A 19,818-nucleotide genomic window follows, 5' to 3' on the forward strand; every position below is an offset into this window, starting at 1 on the left:
GTAACCGCGTGAGTCGTCAGGCGAGACCCGACAGCGGCGGCGGCGAGTTCTCGTCGCGCCAGCCGACGGCTTCGACCAGCGGTGCGAGATCGTAGTCCGGTCCGCCGATGCCCACGGTGAACAGCGACACGCCCGCGGCAGCGAAGTCGGCGGCGTCGTCGAGGCCCGGCCACGGCACAGATCGCTCGATGTCCGGCGCGTGCCGGCCGATCTCGGCGCACCGCTTTTCGACGATCCCCCATTTCTCGACGTGGGTGCCGAGGTCGCCGAAACTGTGCCAGATGTCGCCGTACTTCGCGACGAGCGGCAGTGTCTTGCGCGGGCCACCACCGCCGATGAGCACCGGGATATGGCGTGTGGGTTGCGGATTCAGCTTGTCGAGCCGCGCGGTGATGCGCGGCAGGTATTCGGCGAGCAGATCCAGTCGCGAACCCTTGGTGCCGAACTCGTAGCCGTACTCGTCGTAGTCCTTCTCGAACCACCCCGCCCCGATGCCGAGGATCAGCCGCCCGCCGCTGATGTGGTCGACGGTTCGTGCCATGTCGGCCAGCAGATCCGGGTTGCGATATCCGCCGCCGGTGACGAGGGCGCCGATCTCGACCCGTTCGGTCTGCTCGGCCCACGCGCCGAGCATCGTCCAGCATTCGAAGTGAGCGCCGTCGGGGTCGCCGGTGAGCGGATAGAAGTGGTCCCAGTTGAACACGATGTCGACGCCGGCATCCTCGGCGCGCAGGACGGTGTCGCGGATGACGCCGTAGTCGGGCTGGTGCTGGGGCTGTAGTTGAAGTCCGATGCGGATGGGGCGCGTCATGGCAATTACGGTAGGACCACCGATCGCCTCACGCAGCGGAACCGGATCAGCGGCTACCGTCGAGGGCGGCGAACTGCGGCTCGAGACCGAGGATGAACGACTCGAGAGCCAGCTCGAAACTGTCGTGATCGATCTCCGCGGCGTGCTCGGCGAGCCGGTGCGCGTCGGACAGGTGCGGGTAGCGCTCGTCGTAGGTGTCGCGGTCGCCGCGGAACCCACCGGCGAACGAGGCGATCGCGGCGCCGATCACGATGTACTTCACCGATGCGCCGATGAGCGTTGCGGTGCGCGGCGGCCAGCCCGCGCGGGTCAGGCCACCGTGCACGGCATCCGCCCGGTCGAGGGCCACGGACCGCGAGCCGGGGCTCGATGCGAGGAACGGAACCATGTTGGGATGCGCGGCCAGCGCCGCCCGGTACGACCGTGCCCAGGTGCGCAGCGCGTCCCGCCAGTCGTCCGTCTCGAATCGGGAGACGTCGACCTGCTCGGCGATGTGGTTGCCGATGTCGTCGAGCAGCGCGTCCTTGGTGGCGTAGTGGGTGTAGAGCGAAGGTGCACGCACCCCCAGTTCGGTGGCGATCCGGCGCATCGACACGTCGCCGAGGCCGTGTTCGTCGATCATCCGCAGAGTGGTGTCGCGGATGAGCTGCCGGCTCAGCAGCGGGGTCCGGGGCCGGGCCATTCGTCAGCCTCCTCGAAGCGGGGACCTGGACATCCTAACAGTGTACGGATTATCGTCGGGACGACGCGGAGCCGCGTGTGTTCGCGTTCACCACCGGGACGGAAGGCCACCATGAATCTGACGCTCACCGACGAGGAACTCGCATTCCGCGACGAACTGCGAACGTTCTTCACCACCGAGATCCCCGCCGAACTCCGCGAGCGCGTCGCCACCGGCCGCCCGCTCGGCCGCGACGACATCGTCACCAGCCAGAAGATCCTCAACGCCCACGGACTGGCCGTACCCCACTGGCCCGTCGAATGGGGCGGAAAGGACTGGACCTCGGTCCAGCGGCACCTGTGGCTCGACGAACTGCAACTCGCCTCCGTCCCCGACCCGCTCCCGTTCAACACCGCGATGGTCGGTCCCGTCATCGCCGAATTCGGGTCCCGGGAACTCAAGGAGCGATTCCTCCCCGCGACCGCGAATCTCGACATCTGGTGGTGCCAGGGCTTTTCCGAACCCGAAGCCGGATCGGACCTCGCTTCCCTCAAGACCCGCGCGGTCCGCGACGGCGGCGACTACATCGTCAACGGCCAGAAAACCTGGACGACCCTCGCGCAGCACGCCGACTGGATCTTCGCGCTCGTCCGCACCGATCCGAACGCCCCGAAACGGCAGGCCGGCATCTCGTTCCTGCTCATCGACATGAAGACGCCCGGTGTCACGGTCCGTCCGATCAAGTTGATCGACGGCGGCTACGAGGTCAACGAGGTGTTCTTCGAGGATGTGCGCGTACCGGCCGAGAACCTCGTCGGTGAGGAGAACGCCGGCTGGAGTTACGCGAAATTCCTGCTCGGCAACGAGCGCACCGGTGTCGCGCGGGTCGGTGCCACGAAGGTCCGCATCGCCCGGGCCAAGAAGCTCGCTGCGGAGGTCCGTCTCGAATCCGGTTCGCTGCTCGACGACCCGCTCTTCGCCGCGCGCGTCGCGGAACTCGAGAACGAACTGCTGGCACTGGAACTGACCCAGCTGCGCGTCGTGGCGAGTTCCGCGGACGGCAAACCGAATCCGGCGTCCTCGCTGCTGAAATTGCGCGGTTCGGAGTTGCAGCAGGCCGCGACCGAGTTGCTCGCCGACATCGCCGGCCCCGATTCGCTGCCCGTCGGTGCCGACGGCATCGAGTCACCCGACTGGGCGCAGCGCGCCGCCCCGGTCTACCTCAACAACCGCAAGGTCTCGATCTACAGCGGATCCAGTGAGGTCCAGCGTCAGATCATCGCCTCCTCCATTCTCGGATTGTGAGCAGCCACCATGAATTTCGAACTCGACACCGAACAGGATCTGCTCCGCAAGACCACCCGCGACCTGCTGTCCGGGGTGTACGACGCGGAAACCCGTAACGCGGCCACCGCGACCGACCGAGGCTGGAACCCGGAGGTGTGGCGGCAGTTCGCCGAACTCGGGCTGCTCGGCCTGCCGTTCCCCGAGGAACACGGCGGTATGGGCGCCGGACCGGTCGAGACGATGGCCGTGATGACCGAGATCGGCCGGGCACTCGCACCGGAACCGCTGCTCGACGCGGTGTACACGCCGGGTGGGCTCGTCGCCGCGGCCGGTACGGACGCGCAGCGCGCCGCGATCCTGCCGCGCGTCGCCGAGGGTGATCTGCTGCTCGCGTTCGCGCACGACGAGCCGGGCAGCCGCTGGCCGTCCGCCGGCGTGTCGACCGTCGCGACCCGCGCCGACGGTTCCTGGACCCTGACTGGCCGCAAGAACCCTGTGCTGCACGGCGACTGCGCCGAACTTCTGGTGGTGTCCGCGGCACTCCGCGAAGGCGGTACCGGGCTCTTCCTCGTCGATGCGACCGCCGACGGCGTGACCCGCACGGCCTACCGCACCCACGAAGAACGGCGCGGCGCCCAGCTCGACCTCGACGGTGCCGTGGCCGAGCCCCTGGGAGCCGTGACCGACGCGACGGCCGCGATCGTCGCCGCGCAGGTGGGCGCCCAGGCCGCGCTGTGCGCCGAGGCGGTCGGTGCGATGCAGGAAACACTGCGCCTGACCACCGAATACCTGAAGCAGCGCAAGCAGTTCGGCGCTCCCATCGCCAGGTTCCAGGCCCTCACCCACCGCGCCGCGGACATGTACGTGCTGCTCGAGCTGGCCTCGAGCCTGAGCCTGTACGCGACGATGGCGCTGTCCGACGGCATCGTCGACCCGACGATCGCCTCGCGTGCCAAGCTGCAGGTCGGTCGGTCCGCCCGCAGCATCGGGCAGGAAGCGATACAGATGCACGGCGGTATCGGTATGACCGCCGAGTACCCGGTCGGGCACTACGTGAGCCGGTTGACCGCGATCGAGCACACTCTCGGCAGCACCGAGGACCACTTGCGGGTCCTGGCCGGTTCGGTCGCCGATCACGACCGGGTCGACGTCACCGGCAGTTGATCCCGCTCAGGGCGGGTCCCGCGGGAGCAGGGTTCCGAGGGGGCCGAGATCGATGTTGAGATCTTCGGGCGTCAGGCCGAAGTGCTCGCGCAGCTCGTCCATGCGCTGCTCGAGCAGCATCAGCGTGGTGCCGATGCGTTCGACCTGCTCGTCGCTCAGGTCACCCTGGTCGACCCGTCGCAGTGCCTGCCGTTCCATCAACTGGCGCAGGAGCTCGACGAGGGTCAATACCAGGGTGACCAGACCCCGTTCCACGGATTCCGGGTCGGAGTCGATACGCGGTGGCAGCCCGCCGAATTCGGTCACGGTCCTTCGATCCCCTGTTTCTCGGCGACAGCGCGGACCGACGAGATCAGCGTGCGCAACGAGATGCGCACCATGTCCACGTCGGCGACGGAGAGCACCACATCCCCGACGATGACGACACCACCGGCCAGCACCCTGTCGAGCAGGTCGACGAGCGCGACCCGCCGCTCCTCCGGCAGTTCGCTCACGGGTTCCCCCGGTCGGCACCGGCGAAGGAGTAGGGAGGCCACGGACCCGTGAGCTCCAGGTGGAGACCGTCGAAGCGGGTACGCGCTGCCGCGACCGCCTCGGCGAACTCGTCGCGACGGTCGTCGTCCACGAGATAGGTTCCGTTGAGGACCATCCGGTCGCGCCGTCCGCTGATCGTCGGGTCGGTCGGTGCTTGCCGCCGGCCCGCGGCCGCGCACCGCAGCAGCAGTGAGTGAAGCGCGTCGGCATCCCCTGTGGCGACACGCTCCGCCTCGTCCCGTGCCGACAACTGTGCCCGCCTCCGCAGGAGATAGGCGGTACCCGTTCCCTTCTCGGCGCCCGATCCCGCCGCCTCCACCGCGCTCGCGGCGATCGCGTCCAGATCCGCGTAGGCCTTCACTCCCCACTCGGTGCGGCCGGTGACCAGTGCGAGTGCCTCCTCGAAATCCGCACGGCGGGCATCGAGTACGTCGCGGACCCTATCGTCGTCGCGATATACCGTCGCCAGCCGCAGCGGAATCGCCGGAGCGCGGCGCACCACCGCCGACACGACGCCGTCGTGTGCGCGTGCCACCGTCTCGAGCCAGTCGAGATTCTCGAGGTTGGACCGCAGGGCTTCCTCGCCGAACTCACCGAGCGGCACCGTGCCGACCACGGCAGTGAGTCCGGCAGCGGTCACGGTGCGGATCGTTTCGCGGGCGACACCGGCCACGTCGTGCCCTGCGTCCTCGGGTAGTCCGGCGCCGGTCACCGCGTACACCCACACCCCGTGATCAGCGGTCATCGTCGGTCACCTCGGCATCCTCGACGCCGGCGTCCTCGACCGCGGCGGATTCTCTCGTCCGCCCGGCCTCGAGTTCCGCGATCCGGTCCCGCAGCTTGCGATTCTCGAGTTCCAGATCCTGTTGTGCGCCTTCGATACTCTCCCGGTGGCTCTTGCTGCTCAGCCACGGGTCGCTCTCCCACCAGTCGATGCCCACGGCTTTGGCCGTCTCGAGCGACGCGATCACGAGGCGCAACTTGATGGTGAGCAGTTCGATGTCGAGCAGGTTCACCTGGATGTCGCCGGCGATCACCAGACCCTTGTCGAGGACCCGCTCGAGGATGTCGCCGAGATTCGTCGACTGGTGACCGCCGCCGTAGGGTTGCGGAGTCGACGAACCGCCGCCCATCACCGTCATGTCGTGCCCCCTCGCCCCAGATCGGTGCTACCGCGGCCGTAGCGCTTGGTTCTGCGGTAGGACAACAGGTTTCCATCGAGGTCCAGCTCAACCACGTAGAGAGCGAGCATGTCCGCCGATGACGGGATGCGACGATCTTCGATCACCTCGATCTCGACGGTCCAACCGTCGTCGGCAGGCTCCACGGAGGTGGCGCCCTGTGGTTCCTTCGTGGTCAGTTCGGTGAGATGTTCGATGGCGATGCGCGCCACCTCCGCCGCGGACAGAGGGGGCAGAGGTTCCGGCTCGGGAGCACTGTCGCTGTCCCTGCGTGTCGTTCGTCCGGCCATCCTGATCTTCTTCCCTAGACCGGCGGTGCACCGGTGTCCGGGCGGATCATCCGGTTGAGGACGGCCTGTTGCGCCGCGGCCTTCTCCTCGTCGGTGATCCGCCCGGCGGCAGCTGCCTCGTCGATCTCCTCGAGTTCACGCCGGATGGTGGCCGGGTCGTGCAGTTGCTGCTCGACCTGGTCCTGGATGAGTTCACCCAGCCACATCACGGCCCGGATCGGTGCGATCGGCAGGGTGACGATGGACGAGATCAGACCCACGGCTCAGTCCTCCGGCGCTCGCTTCATCACGAAGTCGTAGGCGGCCATCGGTCCGAGGAGATCCATCTTCGCCCGGCCGTCCCACTCCTCCGCGAGCGAACGCACGATGTCCTCGAGGTCGCCCTGCCGGGACAACTCGATGAGAATCGCGACGTGCGCGGCGTCCTCGTCGTGCGTCGGATCCCGGAGGTTCACCATCGGATCGAGTTCCTCGAGCGCCTCGACCACCCGCTGCGTGTCCTCGGCACGCTTGGCTTCGATCGTCTGGCTGATGATCTCGCCGAGGGCCATCCGCGCGTCACGGGTAGCATCCTCCGGTTTGTCACGGATCTCCTCACGCAACCGCGCCGCGTCCGCGTTCTCGTCGAGAATCTCACCGAGCAAGGCCTTTTCGACATAACGCGCCTTGACGACGAACTGGGCGCGGCCCTCGAGTTCCTTCAGCGCAGCCTCGAACTCGTCCTCGTGCGCGGCGAGCAGTTCCTCGCTCACCGCGTCCTCGTCCGACAGCACCGCCCCGAACCGCAGGGGTAGCACCGGTGCGACGGCCGACGTGCCGTCCAGCAGGTCGGCATGGGCCTTCAGATCGTCCGGGGTGCCGAGCGGCCGGTCTACCGGAACCTCGCTGACCAGTGCCGCGATCTCCCCGCGCCGCACCACCGAGACCCCGCTCGGGGGGGTGCCCACACCGGTGGCGTCCGATTCCGCTTCCACGTCCGCGGGCACGATGCCGTAGACGTAGATGCCCGTGCTGCCGGTGATCCCCTGCTCTTCCGGTGTGCGTTCATCCGCCGACGTGTCGGTCATCGTTACTCACCTCGTTTCGATCCGCGCGGCGCGTGCTGGCGCTTCTCGTCGACGTCGCCGAGAAAATCGGCGACCTTCTCGCTGGCTGCTTCCAGTGCTCCCTTCGTCTTGTGTTTCGCACCGCCCGAGGTGATGTCCCCGACGAGATCCGGTAGCCCCTTGGGCTCGTTGTCGGAGATCTCCAGACGGTTCACGGCCTCCGCGAACCGCAGATAGGTGTCGACGCTGGCGACCACGACCCGGGCGTCGATCGTTACGAGTTCGATCCCGACGAGGGACACCCGCACGAACGCGTCGATCACGAGGCCCTTGTCGAGGATGGTGTCGATGACTTCGGCGAGCCCGGACGAATTCGGGCGCGCCATCGTGCCGCCACCGCCGCCACCGGCGGGTTGGATGGTCATTTCCTGGCTCCTCGGCTCGTGCCGGACGTGGATCGTGCTCGGCCGCCGCGTGCGGTGGCCCTACGGCGAGCAGGGGGTTCCTCCTCGGCTTCGTCTTCCTCTTCGACGTCCTCCTCGGGCTCACCCTCCTCGCCATCGGTCTCGTCGTCGTACTCGTCCTCGTCCTCGTAGTCGTCCGTGTCGTAGTCGTCCGTGTCGTATTCGTCTTCCTCGGGCTCCTCGTCTTCCTCCGGCTCTCCGCCCTCTTCCGGCTCCTCCTCGTATTCGTCCTGCTCTTCGTTCCCTTCCTCTTCTTCCTCCTGCTCCTCGCGGCGCGCCGTCTCGTCGTCCTTGACCACCTTGCTTTCGTGGATCTCGCCGTGCCATCCCTCGATGTCGTCGGGGTGCAGGATGCTCTCGGTCATGACGTGACGCTGGAAGTGTTTGAGTTCCAGTCTGGATCGCCGTCCCACGGCTCGCCACAGATTCGCCGTCTTCTCGAACAGGCCCTGAGGGTGGTACTCGAGCACCAGGACGATCCGGGTGAGGTTCTCGGTGATCTCGTGGAAGGTGACCGCGCCGTCGATGTAACCCTTGCCGCCCTTGGAACGCCACACGATCCGCTCGAACGGAACCTGTTCGAGGATCGTCGATTCCCAGTTCCGGCGCGACCAGAAGACCTTGCCGGTCCACTGGAGTTTCTCGTCGGCGGCCTGCTCGACCTGCTCGACCTTCTTCATGAACTTGGGCCAGTCGGCGAACTGGGTCCACTGGTCGTAGGCAAGCCGGACGGGCACTCCGACATCGATCTGCTCGACGATGTTGGTGAGTTTGATCTTCTTGCCGCCCGAGCCTTTACGGCCCCCGCCGCCGAACGACTCCTTCACGTCCTGGAACTTCTGCTTGGCGGTGTTCTTGACTCCCTCCAGACCGGCACTCATGGCGGCCTTCATCGGCGAGGCGCCTTCCGAGAGCTTCTCGACACCGGTCAGCGCCGACAACAGGCCCGTGTTGCCGGTGCCTTCGGCGTAGTCGTGGAGCCGCCCCGCCGTCCCGGTGATCTTGTCGCTGACGGTGTCCACCGCCCGTTCGGTGACGGTTCCGGCGAGACTCTGGAGGGCGCTCTGCAGATGCCCCGTGGGCGTGGCCGCGCCCGCCGCCTTCTGCGCGCGGCCGGCCGCGCCCGTTGCCGCCTTACCTGCTCGGCCGGCGGCGCCGGTGGCAGTCTTTCCGGCCTTTCCCGCCGCGCCGGTCGCGGCCCTACCAACCTTGCGGGTCGTATCGGACAGTGCCTTGGTCATCGGATTCAGCTCCTCGTACGACGCACGGGGGCGCGCCCGGACGTCGAACTCTCGGTCCGGGAGCTACGCCGGCGTGCCTTGGGTGCTTGTTCGTCGTCCTCGTCGGCCTTCTTCCGGCGCGGTGCCGAGCGCGTTCGTGTCGACGAAGCACTCTCGGAGGTCCGGCGACGGGCCGCGGGCCGCTTCTTCGCGGGTTTCCGCTCCGGCTCGGAATCTTCTTCCTCGGTGTCCTTTTCGCCCGTGTCCTCGTCGCCCGTGTCCTCGTCGCCCGTGTCCTCGTCGCCCGTGTCCTCTTCATCGGCGGCGCCGGTGGACTCGTCCTCCTCGGTGCCCTGGTCCTCTTCGTCGTATTCGTCCTCGGGTTGCTCCGCGCCCTCGTCCTCGGCCCGGCCGCCGCTCTTGCTGCGCAGCAGACCCCCGCCCTGCTGGAGTCGTTCGTTGAGCGAGTCGATCTGATTGCTCGCGGCGGTGACGGCCGCGGCGCGTGCCGCGCCGAGCAGTTCGCCCCGAACGGATTCGGTGATCTTGCCCAGTTCCGGTGAGGATCCCAGAGCGGAGACACCGCGTTTCATCAATTCCTGGGGGGTCCCGGGGAGGCGTCCGCTCAGGCCCGCACCCGCGAGCATCAGGGCGAGTCGCATCTTATGGGTACGTCCGAGCATGTAGCCGATGCCGACACCCACGGCAATTCGTGCTCCACCCTTCATGGTCATCTCCTTCGGCTGCGACCCGTCCGCCCGGACGAGTCGGCGATCGACACTCTGCAGCGGGCGTCCGCCCGGCGTGTGGGACTGGAGTAACCTGCGTCACACTTTGCGAAACATCAAACCGGAGTTGATCTTCGGTACTAAGATGCGGACCGGTCGGTATGTCGCTCCCGGTTTCCCGGCCCGGATGCGGGGTACACCCGATTCGTCCGGAGAACTACCGAAGTGCGGCCGCGGAACAGGAGCGCGTCATGGCTCACCTCGCGAACAGGATCAGGCACGGTGCCGAGGCGGCCGCCGGTAAGGCGAAGCAGGCCTACGGTCGCTGGACCGGAAATTCGCGCATGGAGGACAAGGGGACCCGCCAACGCCTCGTCGCCGAGTCGAAAAAGCTGGGAGACAACGTGATCCATGCTGCGCGGCAGGGCCGCTCGAAGATCCGGCGGTGGACGCGCCGTCGCTCCGACATGCCCTGAACGGTCACGAATCGGCGACCGGGAATCACACGCCTGTCACTCGCATGCGACGAAACCGCACGCGCGCAACGCGAACGCCGCCTCGGGCCCGATGATCTCGCCCGCCAGCGACAGGAACCGCTCGACGAACGCCGCACCGTGTGCCGGTTCGGCCGGATCGTCCGGATCGGACGGATCCAGGTGGTGTGCCAGTTCGTGCAGGACCACCAGTTCCCGGAACGCCCACGCCGTGTTGGCCCGGTGCTCCGGCAGCGCGATGACAGCGCAATCGCTTTCGTAGTGCGCGGCCGTGTTCCCGGCACGCGCCCGCACCCGTACCCGCACGGAGGCACGCGGCCAGCGGGCCCGCACCCAGTTCAGGGCCAGCACCGCATCCAGATACGACTGCACCGACTCGATGGACGCGAAGCGGCGCTCCACCGGCAGTGTGATGTGGGATCCGGCGATCTCCACGACGCGGATCCCCCGCTCGTCGGCGCGGTCGAACATCCGGCGTACCAACGATTCGGCCTCGTACACCGCCGCCCGCTGGGTATCCCGGACCCGGGTCATCGCGTCAGCCTCCGGCCACCGGACGGCAGCTCTGGCGCCGTCCCCAGGCTCGCCCGCCGCCCGGCCCGGTCCCCGGCGCGCTGCGCGTCCGAGGACTGCACGGTCGTCCGGTTGCCACGCCAGGTTCCCCGCGCCTGCGACGTGCTGCTGTAGAAATCGCGCAACTCGAGTTGCTTGTCGCGCAATGCAAGCTGGGTGCCGGGCACCGCGACCTCCGCCTCCTGCTCGGTCTGTTGTTTCGTCTCGGCCAGCCGCGCCCCGATCCGCGCCGCGAACGCCGACTGGAAGTTCAGGCGCGCGGTCACCCCCGCGACGGGCTTGCGCACCCGCGTGCGTACCCGCCGGCCGCCGCGCTGCTCGACGATCGTCCGCACCGTCGTCTCCTCCCGGTAACTGCCGGCGCGCAGGTACGCGTCCGATGCCCGCACCATCTGCACCAGCAGTGACGAGTACAGCGCTTCGCACACGTCGATGTCGGCGGCGAACCCGTACGCGTAGATGACGGTGGATGTTGCGGTGATGTCGCATTGCACGTCGTTGGCGGCGGCGATCGCCAGGAACAACTGCGCGTACGTGCGCAGCCCCCTCTTTCCGGGTTCCCCGATCGTGACGAGCCGCTGCACCGGCGTGACCCGGCGTTCCCGGGAGGCGGTGTGGGCACGCGCGACCGCGAGATCCACGGACGACGCGGTCGCCAGACGCTGCGCCGCTGCGAGGAACGCGTCGGCCTCGTGCTGGTTGTCGGTCGATTCGGCCTGCCGGAGCAGGCCTCCGATTCTGGTCAGCATCCGGTCGGAACTCACGTGTCGAGGGTAGAGCGTCGGCGGCGACGGGCCGTGCGCGTCCCGGGCTCCGGCGGGGGGCGGAAAAGTCGGCGAGAACATCGTCGACCGGGCACCATACGAAAATGGACGCCGCAGTCGATTTCGTCACCGATGTCAACGATTCGTTCTGGCACGCGGTCATCGCGTTGCTGATCGGTTCGGGCCTGTACTACACCATCCGGTCGAGGGTGATCCAGATCCGGTTGATTCCCGACATGCTCCGGTCGATCGTCGAGAAACCCCGGACCCTGCCGGACGGCGAGAAGGGCATTTCGGCGTTCCGTGCCTTCTCGATCTCCGCTGCGTCCCGCGTGGGAACGGGCAACGTCGCCGGCGTTGCGATCGCGATCAGTGTCGGCGGACCGGGAGCAGTGTTCTGGATGTGGGTCATGGCCCTGATCGGGGCGGCCACCGCCTTTGTCGAATCGACGCTCGCCCAGCTCTACAAGGTCCGTGACAAGGGCGCCTTCCGGGGCGGTCCCGCCTATTACATGCAGTACGGGCTCGGCAAGCGATGGATGGGCATGGTCTTCGCGGTGATCATCACCGTCACCTACGGATTCGTGTTCAACGCGGTGCAGACGAACTCGATCGTCGATGCGGTCGCGAGTTCGGCCGGCGAGAAGACCACCGTGCTTCAGGTCGGGATCGGCGCGGTCGTGGCGGTGTTGGTCGCGGCCGTGATCTTCGGCGGGGTGCGCCGCATCTCGAGTGTGTCGCAGGTGGTGGTTCCGGTTATGGCCGGTGCTTATCTGATCATCGGGATCATCGTGGTGATCCTCAACATCGAGGAGGTGCCCGGCATGTTCCGCCTTGTGTTCGAGAATGCGTTCGGTCTTCGTGAAGTGGCGGGCGGCGGGATCGCCGCCGCGTTCATGAACGGCATCCGGCGTGGCCTGTTCTCGAACGAGGCGGGTATGGGGTCGGCGCCGAACGCGGGTGCGACCGCGTCGGTGTCGCATCCGGTCAAGCAGGGTCTCGTGCAGAGCCTCGGCGTCTACTTCGACACGTGGCTGGTGTGCTCGATCACCGCCTTCATCATTCTGCTGTCGGAGCCGGACTTCGGTTCCGGTCTCGCCGGCGCGACGTTGACGCAGAACGCGCTGGCCTTGCAGCTCGGTGACTGGACCGTGCATTTCCTCGCGGTCCTCATCTCCTTCCTCGCGTTCACATCGGTGATCGGCAACTACTACTACAGCGAATCGAACGTCGAGTTCCTGACCGGTTCCCGCAAGGTCCTGCCGTATCTGCGCTCCCTCGTGGTGGTGTGCGTGTTCCTCGGTGCCATCGGATCGGTGCCGCTGGTGTGGGCGCTCGCCGACCTCGCGATGGGAGTGATGGCCACCGTCAACCTGATCGCGCTGATTCCCCTGTCGGGAATCGCCTACGCCCTGTTCCACCACTACTCCGGCCAGCGGAAACAGGGACGCGATCCGATCTTCCGTCGCGGTGACGTCCCGGGTATCAAGGGAATCCAGGTGTGGGACGACGAGGATGTCGATGTCGAACCGACCCCGTCGGCGCGGCCGTGATCGTCGATACGCGGGGCACACGGTAGATTCCCGTACCGCACGCGCATGCCCGCTGCGGAAAGGATCTGCGATGGCCTCGGTGACCTTCGACAGGACGACCTGCCTGTTCCCCGGCTCGAACACGCCGGCGGTCGACGCATTGGATCTGAAGATCGAGGACGGGGAGTTCCTCGTACTGGTCGGTCCGTCGGGTTGCGGGAAGTCCACGTCGCTGCGCATGCTCGCCGGTCTCGAGCAGGTCCACAGCGGCCGCATCCTCATCGGCGACAACGATGTCACCGCGCAGGACCCGAAGCAGCGGGACATCGCGATGGTGTTCCAGAACTATGCCCTCTACCCGCACATGTCGGTCGCCGAGAACATGGGGTTCGCGCTCAAGCTCGCGAAGACCCCGAAGGCGGAGATCCGCGCCCGGGTCGAGGAGGTCGCGAAGATGCTCGACCTCGAGCAGTACCTCGATCGCAAGCCGAAGGCCCTGTCCGGCGGTCAGCGTCAGCGCGTCGCGATGGGCCGTGCCATCGTCCGGCAGCCGCAGGTGTTCCTCATGGACGAGCCGCTGTCGAACCTCGACGCGAAGCTGCGCGTGCAGACCCGCACCCAGATCGCGCAGTTGCAGCGCCGCCTGGCCACGACCACCGTGTACGTCACCCACGACCAGGTCGAAGCCATGACCATGGGTGATCGTGTAGCGGTCCTCGAGAAGGGCATCCTGCAGCAGTGCGCATCGCCGCGGGTGCTCTACAACAAGCCCGCCAACGTGTTCGTGGCCGGATTCATGGGGTCACCTGCGATGAATCTGTTCACGCTCCCGGTGTTCGATCGCGGCGCCATCCTCGGTGAGACGTACGTGCCGATCCCGCGCGATGTCGTGGGGCAGGTCCACGACACCGAGGTCGTGGTCGGTATCCGGCCCGAGCACATCCAGATCTCCGAGTACGGCCTCGCGATGGACGTGGACGTCGTCGAGGAACTCGGGTCCGACGCCTACGTGTACGGCCGCGCGATCGTCGCGGGCCTGCAGCAGCAGATCGTCGCCCGCGGTGATTGGCGGAACCCGCCGCAGAAGGGCGAGCGGATCTATTTGAACTTCGACCCGGAACAGGTGCACGTGTTCTCGACGAAGGACGGTCGCCGGCTCGGCTGAGCACGGCCGGAGACACGGCTCGCGGGAGCGGACATGACCGATTCAGGATGGGCACAATATCCCCTTTTCCCGGTCTCGCGTGCCAGAGTAGGTGCCGGTGTCGGTCGCCACAGGCGGCCGACGAGGAGTTTTCCTAAACCGAACGGGAGTAATCCATGGTTCTGAACACGAAGGCGGTCCGCCGGGCAGCGATCGCTGCGTCGGCGGCGTCGCTGCTGGTCCTGACGGCCTGCTCGTCCGACAGCGACTCGGGCAGCGACAGCAGTGGCACGACGGCAGCCGCAGCCGGCGAAGGGCGCGGCCCGATCACCATCGTCGAGGGACAGGATCCCCTGAACGCGGCGCTCGAGAACATCATCGCCGACTGGAATGCGGAGCATCCGGACGAGAAGGTGACCTTCAAGCCGCTGGCGAAGGAAGCCGACGACCAGTACGCCGACATCGCCCAGCGTATGCAGGCGAAGAGCGACGAGTACGACCTCGTCGCCGTCGACGTCACCAACACCGCCGAGTTCGCCGCCAACGGCTGGCTGCTGCCGCTCGAGGGCGACTACGAGATCGCCACCGAAGGCCTGCTGCCCGCGACCGTCGAGTCCGGCACCTACAACGGCACCCTGTTCGCGGCACCGAAGAACACCAACGCCGCGTTCCTCTACTACCGCACGGACCTCGTCGACAAGGCGCCGGCCACGTGGTCGGAACTGCAGGCGGAGTGCCCGAAGGCCGTGGAGGCGGGCATCGACTGCTACCTCGGCCAGTTCAAGGACTACGAGGGCCTGACGGTCAACGTCACCGAGATCGTCAACGCGTTCGGCGGCAGCTTCGTCGGCTCGGACGGACTGAGCGCCGACATCACCGACAAGACCGGCGAGGGTCTGCAGTTCATCGTCGACCGTTTCGCCGACGGCACGATCCCGGCGGCCGCGCAGACCTACACCGAAGGCGAGTCGCAGACCGCGTTCGGCGACGGCAAGGCCCTGTTCCTGCGCACGTGGCCGGGCTTCTACACCGACGGTGAGTCCTCGTCGATCGCCGGCAACTACGGCATCGCGGTCCTCCCGGGTGTCGACGGGCCGGGCGTCTCCACCCTGGGCGGCTACAACGTCGGCATCAGCGCGTTCTCGGATGCGCCGGCAACCGCGCGTGACTTCCTCGAGTTCATGCAGACCCGCAAGTCGCAGACGTACTACGCCGAGGTCGGCGGCGCGCCGGTCCTCGCCGAGGTGTACGACGATCCGGCGATCCTCGAGCAGTTCCCGTACTTCTCGACGCTGAAGGAAGCGCTCGAGAGCGCGAAGCCGCGTCCGTCCACCCCGTACTACTCGAACGTGTCGACGTCGATCTCGAGCAACTCGTACGCGGCGATCCGCAACGAGAAGACCGTCGAGCAGGCGCTCGCCGACATCGAGGCCGGCATCGAAACCGCCGGCAACTGATCCACTAGGAGCAGTACCCATGGCAGAACCGCAGGTCCATGCTGGTCATGAAGGTGGCCGACCGGCTCCCGCGGATCCGCCACACGATTCCGCGGTCGGGGCCGAACACACCGGTCCCGACCGCGGTCGTGTGCACGGACGGCACCGGGTCACCGAACCTCCGGAGCCGAGCGCACCCGCAGCGAAGCAGCGACGCCGCATCCCTCCGTGGGTGTTCGTGGCGCCGTCCCTCGTCGTGCTCGCCGTCGTCATCCTGTACCCGCTCGGGCGGGCGGTGTGGATGTCGTTGCACGGCGACGCCAAGAAACTCGATCCCGAGACCGGCCGGTTCGTCACCGGCGGATTCGTCGGCATCGAGAACTACGTGCGCTGGATCACGCAGACCTGTGGCACCGCCACCGGCACGATCCCGTGCCCGCCGGGCACGCTCGGCTCCCAGTTCTGGCAGTCCCTCGGCAACACGTTCTTCTTCACCGTCGTCACGGTTTCGCTCGAGACCGTCATCGGGTTCGCGATGGCGGTCGTGATGGCGAAATCGTTCCGCGGGCGCGGCCTGCTGCGCGCGTCGGTGCTGATTCCGTGGGCGATCCCGACGGCCGTCACCGCGAAACTGTGGTTCTTCATCTTCGCCAACGACGGCATCGCCAACAAGATGCTCGGCACGGACATCCTGTGGACGGCGGATCCGTGGCCGGCCCGCTTCGCGATCATCGTCGCGGACGTGTGGAAGACCGCGCCGTTCATGGCGCTGCTGATCCTCGCCGGGCTGCAGATGATCCCGGCGGAGGTGTACGAGGCCGCGAAGGTCGACGGCGCGAACGCCTGGCAACGTTTCAAGATGATCACCTTGCCGCTGGTCAAACCGGCGTTGATGGTGGCGATCCTGTTCCGCACGATGGACGCGCTGCGCATGTACGACCTGCCCGCCATCATGATGGGCTCGAACCCCGCGACCTCCACGATCTCGGTGCTCGTGGTCGAGCAGATGCGTCAGGGCGCCAACTCGGCATCCGCGTTGTCGACGATCACGTTCCTCGTCATCTTCGCGGTCGCGTTCGTGCTGGTGCGGTTCCTCGGAGCCAACGCCGTGCAGACGCAGGAGGCGCAGCGGAAGGGAGATGTCGGATGAGCACGCCCGGTGCAGGCAGTACGACGATGCGCTCGGCCGGTACGTACGCCGGGGTGATCCTCATCGTCCTGTGGGGTCTGGCGCCCTGCTACTGGATGATCGTCACCGCGCTGCGCGACCCGTCCGAGACGTTCAGCACGTCGCTGTGGCCGGCGAACCCGACGCTGCAGAACTTCGCCGACGCGCTCGACCCGGATGCGAAGGTGAACTTCTCCCGTGCGCTGATCAACAGCGTGATCATCGCGGGCGCGACCACGGCGGTCGCGTTGCTCCTCGGTGTGTTCACCGCCTACGCGCTGTCCCGGTTCGATTTCCGCGGCAAGTACTTCGTCACCGGCATCATCCTCGGCGCGTCGATGTTCCCGGTGGTGGCGCTGGTGACCCCGCTGTTCCAGTTGTTCACCGACATCGGCTGGATCGGCAGCTACCAGGCGCTGATCATCCCGAACATCTCGTTCGTGCTGCCGCTGACGGTGTACACGCTCACCTCGTTCTTCTCGGAACTGCCGTGGGAACTCGAGGAGGCCGCCCGGATGGACGGCGCGACGCGCGGGCAGGCGTTCCGGTTGGTGATGCTCCCGCTCGCCGCTCCGGCCATGTTCACCACTGCGATCCTGGCGTTCATCGCGACCGTCAACGAGTACCTGCTCATGTCGCAGCTGTCGAACGAGAAGACCGCACCGGTGACCGTCGCCATGGCGCGGTTCACCGGCACCGACCCGTACGTGACGCCGTACGCGTCGATCATGGCCGGTGGCACGCTGGTGATGGTGCCGCTGGTGATCATGGTGCTGATCTTCCAGCGTCGCATCATCGCGGGCCTGACCGCGGGCGGCGTGAAGTCGTGAGGCGGGTTCCCCGGCAGCAGCGGCTCGAGATGCTGCTGGGGTTCCTGACCGTGTTCACGGTGATGGCGCTGATCGGCGCGGTCGCCGAGCTGCGGTCCCCGGCGCCGGGCATCGTCCCGGCGCTGGTGTTGCTCGGGTTCGCGATCGCGTGGGGTTTCGCGTTCCGGGCCTGGCGGCGAACCCGTCCATAGCCCGGTGGCCGCCGGTCCCCCGGCGATCGGGAGCGACGCACGGGCACGGCCCGTGCGCTGTCGATCACACTTGCGGTCGACTCCGTACCATACGAATGACAGGGTGCGATGATCGGTCGAGCCCGGATTTCGGCAGAAAGTAGCCCGTGTGAGTTCCTCGTCGACGTCGACGCCCAAACCTGCCACCCCCGCGAAGTCACGGGGGTGGCGCACTGTCCGCTACCTGGTGCTCGCCGTCGTGGCGCTCCTGGTGATCGTGCCCGGCGTCGGTTTCGCGCTGGCGTACACCGCGGTCGACGTTCCGCGTCCCTCCGACATGAAGAACGATCAGGTCGCGACGATCTTCGCGGCCGACGGCACCACGGTGATGAGCACGATCGTGCCGCCCGAGGGCAATCGCACCGAGGTGGACATCGAGGACGTCCCCGACCATGTCCGAAACGCGGTGCTCTCCGCGGAGGACCGCAACTTCTACAGCAATCCGGGTTTCTCGGTCTCCGGGTTCGCGCGCGCGGCGCGCGACAACGTGATGGGCAAGGACACCGCGGGCGGTGGCTCCACGATCACCCAGCAGTATGTGAAGAACGTGCTGGTCGGCGCGGACCGGACGATCACGCGCAAGATGCGGGAGCTGGTGGTCTCCACCAAGATGGCCCGCGAATGGTCGAAGGACGAGATCCTGCAGGCCTATCTGAACACCATCTATTTCGGACGCGGGGCGTACGGCATCGCCGCGGCGTCGGAGGCGTACTTCGGCAAGCCGGTCGGTGAGCTGTCGGTGTCGGAGGGTGCGGTCCTCGCCGGGGTGATCCAGAGCCCGTCGTCGCTGGATCCGGAGTACAACAGGCCGGCGATCGAGGCCCGCTGGACGTACGTGCTCGACGGCATGGTCGAGATGGGTGCGCTGGATGCCGGTGAACGCGCCGCGCAGCAGTTCCCGCCGACGGTGCCCCCCAACCAGCTTGCGCAGCAGAACGACTCGACCGGTCCCGAAGGCCATCTGAAGACCCAGGTGCTGCGGGAGCTGTCCGCCGCCGGTATCAGTGAGCAGACGCTGAACACCGAGGGTCTGCGCATCACCACGACGATCGATCCGGTGGCGCAGCAGGCGGCGATCGACAGCGCGCGCGGCACGCTCGAAGGTGAGGACGAGAGCCTGCGGACCGCTGTCGTGTCGATCGACCCGCGTACCGGTGCCGTGCGCGCCTACTACGGCGGTGAGGAGGGTGCGGGCTTCGACTTCGCGCAGGCGCCGCTGCAGACCGGTTCGTCGTTCAAGGTCTTCGGTCTGGTGGCGGCGCTCCAGCAGGGCATCGGCCTGAACGCCCGCTACGACAGTTCGCCGCTGACCGTCGGCAGCGTCGAGATCGGCAACGTCGAGGGTGCCTCCTGCGGCAAGTGCACGATCGCCGAGGCGCTCAAACGGTCGCTCAACACCAGCTTCTACCGGCTGATGATGTCGATGGACAACGGGCCGCAGGCGATCGCCGACGCCGCGCACGACGCCGGCATCCCGATGACCATCCCCGGGGTGGAAGGCACGACGCTGAGCCACGAGGGCGGCGAGCCCGAGGGTGGGATCGTGCTCGGGCAGTACCAGTCGCGCGTGATCGACATGGCGTCGGCCTATGCGACGCTCGCCGCGTCCGGCACCTTCCACGAGCCGTTCTTCGTGCAGCGGGTCGAGACGGCCGACGGCGACGTGCTGCTCGACCGTCCCTCCTCCCCCGGTGAATCCCGGATCGATTCGGCGGTCGCCGACAACGTCACGCAGGCCATGATGCCGATCGCCGCGTATTCGCGCGGTCACGCGCTGGCCGGGGGCCGCCCGTCGGCGTCGAAGACGGGCACGACCCAGCTGGGCGACACCGGCCTGAACAAGGACGCCTGGATGGTCGGGTACACGCCGTCGCTGTCGACGGCGGTGTGGGTCGGCACCCCGAACGGTGAGGCCATCGTCAACAGCTGGGGCGGCTCCATCTACGGTTCGGGCCTGCCGTCGGACATCTGGAAGGGCACGATGGACGGTGCCCTCGAGGGCACCGAGGCCGAGAGCTTCCCGTGGCCGGCGCCGATCGCCGGTCAGGCGGGAGTGCCCGCCGATGCGGGGATCAGCGAACCGACGACGACCGGTCCCCCGGTCCCCCAGTTGCAGTTGCCGGAACTACCGCCGATCACCCTGCAGGCACCGCCGGTGAACATCCCGGACGTGCCGATCGAGCTGCCGCAGCAGATCGAGGTGTTCCCCGGGATCACGATCAACATTCCCGGCTGACGGGCGCTCGGCCGCCCGCCGCGGA

Annotated in this window: 24 protein-coding genes; 10 read left to right on the plus strand and 14 right to left on the minus strand. The window is 67.4% G+C overall.

Going from position 1 to position 19,818, the window contains the following annotated elements; all coding sequences use genetic code 11:
• Nucleotides 1–16: 16 nt before the first annotated feature.
• A complete protein-coding gene (locus tag A8G15_RS10230; protein WP_068158719.1) occupies nt 17–811 on the minus strand; it encodes an LLM class F420-dependent oxidoreductase in 795 nt (264 codons plus the stop codon).
• A 46-nt stretch (nt 812–857) separates the two neighbouring features.
• The gene (locus A8G15_RS10235) at nt 858–1,493 is read right to left on the minus strand and encodes a TetR/AcrR family transcriptional regulator (RefSeq protein WP_068158722.1); all 636 of its coding nucleotides are present in this window, start codon (nt 1,491–1,493) and stop codon (nt 858–860) included.
• 111 nt (nt 1,494–1,604) lie between these two features.
• Here A8G15_RS10235 and A8G15_RS10240 point away from each other — a divergent pair, with 111 nt between their 5' ends.
• Nucleotides 1,605–2,777, plus strand: a complete 1,173-nt coding sequence (locus A8G15_RS10240) for an acyl-CoA dehydrogenase family protein (protein ID WP_068158725.1) — start codon at nt 1,605–1,607, stop codon at nt 2,775–2,777.
• A 9-nt stretch (nt 2,778–2,786) separates the two neighbouring features.
• Nucleotides 2,787–3,923, plus strand: a complete 1,137-nt coding sequence (locus A8G15_RS10245) for an acyl-CoA dehydrogenase family protein (protein ID WP_068158727.1) — start codon at nt 2,787–2,789, stop codon at nt 3,921–3,923.
• A 6-nt stretch (nt 3,924–3,929) separates the two neighbouring features.
• Here the strand turns inward: A8G15_RS10245 and A8G15_RS10250 are convergent, their stop codons facing one another.
• From A8G15_RS10250 to A8G15_RS10295, 10 genes are read right to left on the minus strand one after another with little or no spacing between them, the layout of a single operon-like run.
• Complete coding sequence (locus A8G15_RS10250) at nt 3,930–4,229, minus strand: gas vesicle protein K (protein WP_068158730.1); 300 nt, start codon at nt 4,227–4,229, stop codon at nt 3,930–3,932.
• Nucleotides 4,226–4,417, minus strand: a complete 192-nt coding sequence (gvpJ, locus tag A8G15_RS10255) for a gas vesicle protein GvpJ (protein WP_068158732.1) — start codon at nt 4,415–4,417, stop codon at nt 4,226–4,228. The genes A8G15_RS10250 and gvpJ (A8G15_RS10255) overlap by 4 nt, the downstream gene beginning before the upstream one ends.
• Nucleotides 4,414–5,202, minus strand: a complete 789-nt coding sequence (locus A8G15_RS10260) for a GvpL/GvpF family gas vesicle protein (RefSeq protein WP_068158734.1) — start codon at nt 5,200–5,202, stop codon at nt 4,414–4,416. Before A8G15_RS10260 ends, gvpJ (A8G15_RS10255) begins: the two co-directional genes overlap by 4 nt.
• Nucleotides 5,192–5,599, minus strand: coding sequence for a gas vesicle protein (locus tag A8G15_RS10265; RefSeq protein WP_068158737.1), 408 nt, complete (start codon nt 5,597–5,599; stop codon nt 5,192–5,194). The genes A8G15_RS10260 and A8G15_RS10265 overlap by 11 nt, the downstream gene beginning before the upstream one ends.
• On the minus strand, nt 5,596–5,928 hold the full coding sequence (locus A8G15_RS10270; protein WP_068158739.1) for a gas vesicle protein GvpO: 333 nt from the start codon (nt 5,926–5,928) through the stop codon (nt 5,596–5,598). Before A8G15_RS10270 ends, A8G15_RS10265 begins: the two co-directional genes overlap by 4 nt.
• A gap of 14 nt (nt 5,929–5,942) precedes the next feature.
• Nucleotides 5,943–6,188 carry a gas vesicle protein GvpG gene (locus A8G15_RS10275; RefSeq protein ID WP_068158741.1) on the minus strand — a complete coding sequence of 82 codons (246 nt, stop codon included), beginning with the start codon at nt 6,186–6,188 and terminating at the stop codon, nt 5,943–5,945.
• A gap of 3 nt (nt 6,189–6,191) precedes the next feature.
• A complete protein-coding gene (locus tag A8G15_RS10280) occupies nt 6,192–6,995 on the minus strand; it encodes a GvpL/GvpF family gas vesicle protein (RefSeq protein WP_068158743.1) in 804 nt (267 codons plus the stop codon).
• Between the two features lie 2 nt (nt 6,996–6,997).
• Complete coding sequence (gvpJ, locus tag A8G15_RS10285) at nt 6,998–7,399, minus strand: gas vesicle protein GvpJ (protein WP_211270144.1); 402 nt, start codon at nt 7,397–7,399, stop codon at nt 6,998–7,000.
• Nucleotides 7,396–8,679 (minus strand): SRPBCC family protein, encoded by a 1,284-nt coding sequence (locus tag A8G15_RS10290; protein ID WP_068158745.1) that lies wholly within the window; start codon nt 8,677–8,679, stop codon nt 7,396–7,398. The genes gvpJ (A8G15_RS10285) and A8G15_RS10290 overlap by 4 nt, the downstream gene beginning before the upstream one ends.
• Nucleotides 8,680–8,684: 5 nt before the next feature.
• Entirely contained in the window at nt 8,685–9,386 is a 702-nt protein-coding gene (locus A8G15_RS10295) for a hypothetical protein (RefSeq protein WP_068158791.1), read from the minus strand.
• A 251-nt stretch (nt 9,387–9,637) separates the two neighbouring features.
• On the opposite strand from A8G15_RS10295, the gene A8G15_RS10300 reads away from it, so the two are divergent.
• Nucleotides 9,638–9,862 (plus strand): hypothetical protein, encoded by a 225-nt coding sequence (locus A8G15_RS10300; RefSeq protein ID WP_068158748.1) that lies wholly within the window; start codon nt 9,638–9,640, stop codon nt 9,860–9,862.
• A 36-nt stretch (nt 9,863–9,898) separates the two neighbouring features.
• Here the strand turns inward: A8G15_RS10300 and A8G15_RS10305 are convergent, their stop codons facing one another.
• On the minus strand, nt 9,899–10,414 hold the full coding sequence (locus tag A8G15_RS10305) for a TIGR04338 family metallohydrolase (RefSeq protein ID WP_068158749.1): 516 nt from the start codon (nt 10,412–10,414) through the stop codon (nt 9,899–9,901).
• Complete coding sequence (locus A8G15_RS10310) at nt 10,411–11,217, minus strand: DUF2786 domain-containing protein (protein WP_068158751.1); 807 nt, start codon at nt 11,215–11,217, stop codon at nt 10,411–10,413. The genes A8G15_RS10305 and A8G15_RS10310 overlap by 4 nt, the downstream gene beginning before the upstream one ends.
• A 104-nt stretch (nt 11,218–11,321) precedes the next feature.
• On the opposite strand from A8G15_RS10310, the gene A8G15_RS10315 reads away from it, so the two are divergent.
• From A8G15_RS10315 to A8G15_RS10345, 7 genes are all read left to right on the plus strand, one after another.
• Nucleotides 11,322–12,770, plus strand: coding sequence for an alanine/glycine:cation symporter family protein (locus A8G15_RS10315; protein WP_068158753.1), 1,449 nt, complete (start codon nt 11,322–11,324; stop codon nt 12,768–12,770).
• Nucleotides 12,771–12,840: 70 nt separating this feature from the next.
• The gene (locus A8G15_RS10320; RefSeq protein WP_068158756.1) at nt 12,841–13,914 is read left to right on the plus strand and encodes an ABC transporter ATP-binding protein; all 1,074 of its coding nucleotides are present in this window, start codon (nt 12,841–12,843) and stop codon (nt 13,912–13,914) included.
• A gap of 155 nt (nt 13,915–14,069) precedes the next feature.
• Nucleotides 14,070–15,350: an ABC transporter substrate-binding protein gene (locus A8G15_RS10325; protein WP_068158759.1), complete on the plus strand. Its 1,281-nt coding sequence runs from the start codon at nt 14,070–14,072 to the stop codon at nt 15,348–15,350.
• A 19-nt stretch (nt 15,351–15,369) separates the two neighbouring features.
• Nucleotides 15,370–16,479 (plus strand): carbohydrate ABC transporter permease, encoded by a 1,110-nt coding sequence (locus A8G15_RS10330; RefSeq protein WP_068158762.1) that lies wholly within the window; start codon nt 15,370–15,372, stop codon nt 16,477–16,479.
• Nucleotides 16,476–17,327, plus strand: coding sequence for a carbohydrate ABC transporter permease (locus A8G15_RS10335; RefSeq protein ID WP_068158764.1), 852 nt, complete (start codon nt 16,476–16,478; stop codon nt 17,325–17,327). The genes A8G15_RS10330 and A8G15_RS10335 overlap by 4 nt, the downstream gene beginning before the upstream one ends.
• Nucleotides 17,324–17,518: a hypothetical protein gene (locus A8G15_RS10340; protein WP_068158766.1), complete on the plus strand. Its 195-nt coding sequence runs from the start codon at nt 17,324–17,326 to the stop codon at nt 17,516–17,518. Before A8G15_RS10335 ends, A8G15_RS10340 begins: the two co-directional genes overlap by 4 nt.
• A 148-nt stretch (nt 17,519–17,666) precedes the next feature.
• Complete coding sequence (locus A8G15_RS10345; RefSeq protein WP_068158773.1) at nt 17,667–19,793, plus strand: transglycosylase domain-containing protein; 2,127 nt, start codon at nt 17,667–17,669, stop codon at nt 19,791–19,793.
• Nucleotides 19,794–19,818 lie beyond the last annotated feature (25 nt).

This window comes from Rhodococcus phenolicus (assembly GCF_001646785.1).
GTDB lineage: Bacteria > Actinomycetota > Actinomycetes > Mycobacteriales > Mycobacteriaceae > Rhodococcus > Rhodococcus phenolicus.

Excerpts from the sequence above, each read along its gene's own strand:
- A8G15_RS10230 (WP_068158719.1), bottom strand. The coding sequence starts at position 811 with ATGACGCGCCCCATCCGCATCGGACTTCAACTACAGCCCCAGCACCAG.
- A8G15_RS10235 (WP_068158722.1), bottom strand. The coding sequence starts at position 1,493 with ATGGCCCGGCCCCGGACCCCGCTGCTGAGCCGGCAGCTCATCCGCGAC.
- A8G15_RS10240 (WP_068158725.1), top strand. The coding sequence starts at position 1,605 with ATGAATCTGACGCTCACCGACGAGGAACTCGCATTCCGCGACGAACTG.
- A8G15_RS10245 (WP_068158727.1), top strand. The coding sequence starts at position 2,787 with ATGAATTTCGAACTCGACACCGAACAGGATCTGCTCCGCAAGACCACC.
- A8G15_RS10260 (WP_068158734.1), bottom strand. The coding sequence starts at position 5,202 with ATGACCGCTGATCACGGGGTGTGGGTGTACGCGGTGACCGGCGCCGGA.
- A8G15_RS10265 (WP_068158737.1), bottom strand. The coding sequence starts at position 5,599 with ATGACGGTGATGGGCGGCGGTTCGTCGACTCCGCAACCCTACGGCGGC.
- A8G15_RS10270 (WP_068158739.1), bottom strand. The coding sequence starts at position 5,928 with ATGGCCGGACGAACGACACGCAGGGACAGCGACAGTGCTCCCGAGCCG.
- A8G15_RS10280 (WP_068158743.1), bottom strand. The coding sequence starts at position 6,995 with ATGACCGACACGTCGGCGGATGAACGCACACCGGAAGAGCAGGGGATC.
- gvpJ (WP_211270144.1), bottom strand. The coding sequence starts at position 7,399 with ATGACCATCCAACCCGCCGGTGGCGGCGGTGGCGGCACGATGGCGCGC.
- A8G15_RS10290 (WP_068158745.1), bottom strand. The coding sequence starts at position 8,679 with ATGACCAAGGCACTGTCCGATACGACCCGCAAGGTTGGTAGGGCCGCG.
- A8G15_RS10295 (WP_068158791.1), bottom strand. The coding sequence starts at position 9,386 with ATGAAGGGTGGAGCACGAATTGCCGTGGGTGTCGGCATCGGCTACATG.
- A8G15_RS10300 (WP_068158748.1), top strand. The coding sequence starts at position 9,638 with ATGGCTCACCTCGCGAACAGGATCAGGCACGGTGCCGAGGCGGCCGCC.
- A8G15_RS10305 (WP_068158749.1), bottom strand. The coding sequence starts at position 10,414 with ATGACCCGGGTCCGGGATACCCAGCGGGCGGCGGTGTACGAGGCCGAA.
- A8G15_RS10315 (WP_068158753.1), top strand. The coding sequence starts at position 11,322 with ATGGACGCCGCAGTCGATTTCGTCACCGATGTCAACGATTCGTTCTGG.
- A8G15_RS10320 (WP_068158756.1), top strand. The coding sequence starts at position 12,841 with ATGGCCTCGGTGACCTTCGACAGGACGACCTGCCTGTTCCCCGGCTCG.
- A8G15_RS10325 (WP_068158759.1), top strand. The coding sequence starts at position 14,070 with ATGGTTCTGAACACGAAGGCGGTCCGCCGGGCAGCGATCGCTGCGTCG.
- A8G15_RS10330 (WP_068158762.1), top strand. The coding sequence starts at position 15,370 with ATGGCAGAACCGCAGGTCCATGCTGGTCATGAAGGTGGCCGACCGGCT.
- A8G15_RS10335 (WP_068158764.1), top strand. The coding sequence starts at position 16,476 with ATGAGCACGCCCGGTGCAGGCAGTACGACGATGCGCTCGGCCGGTACG.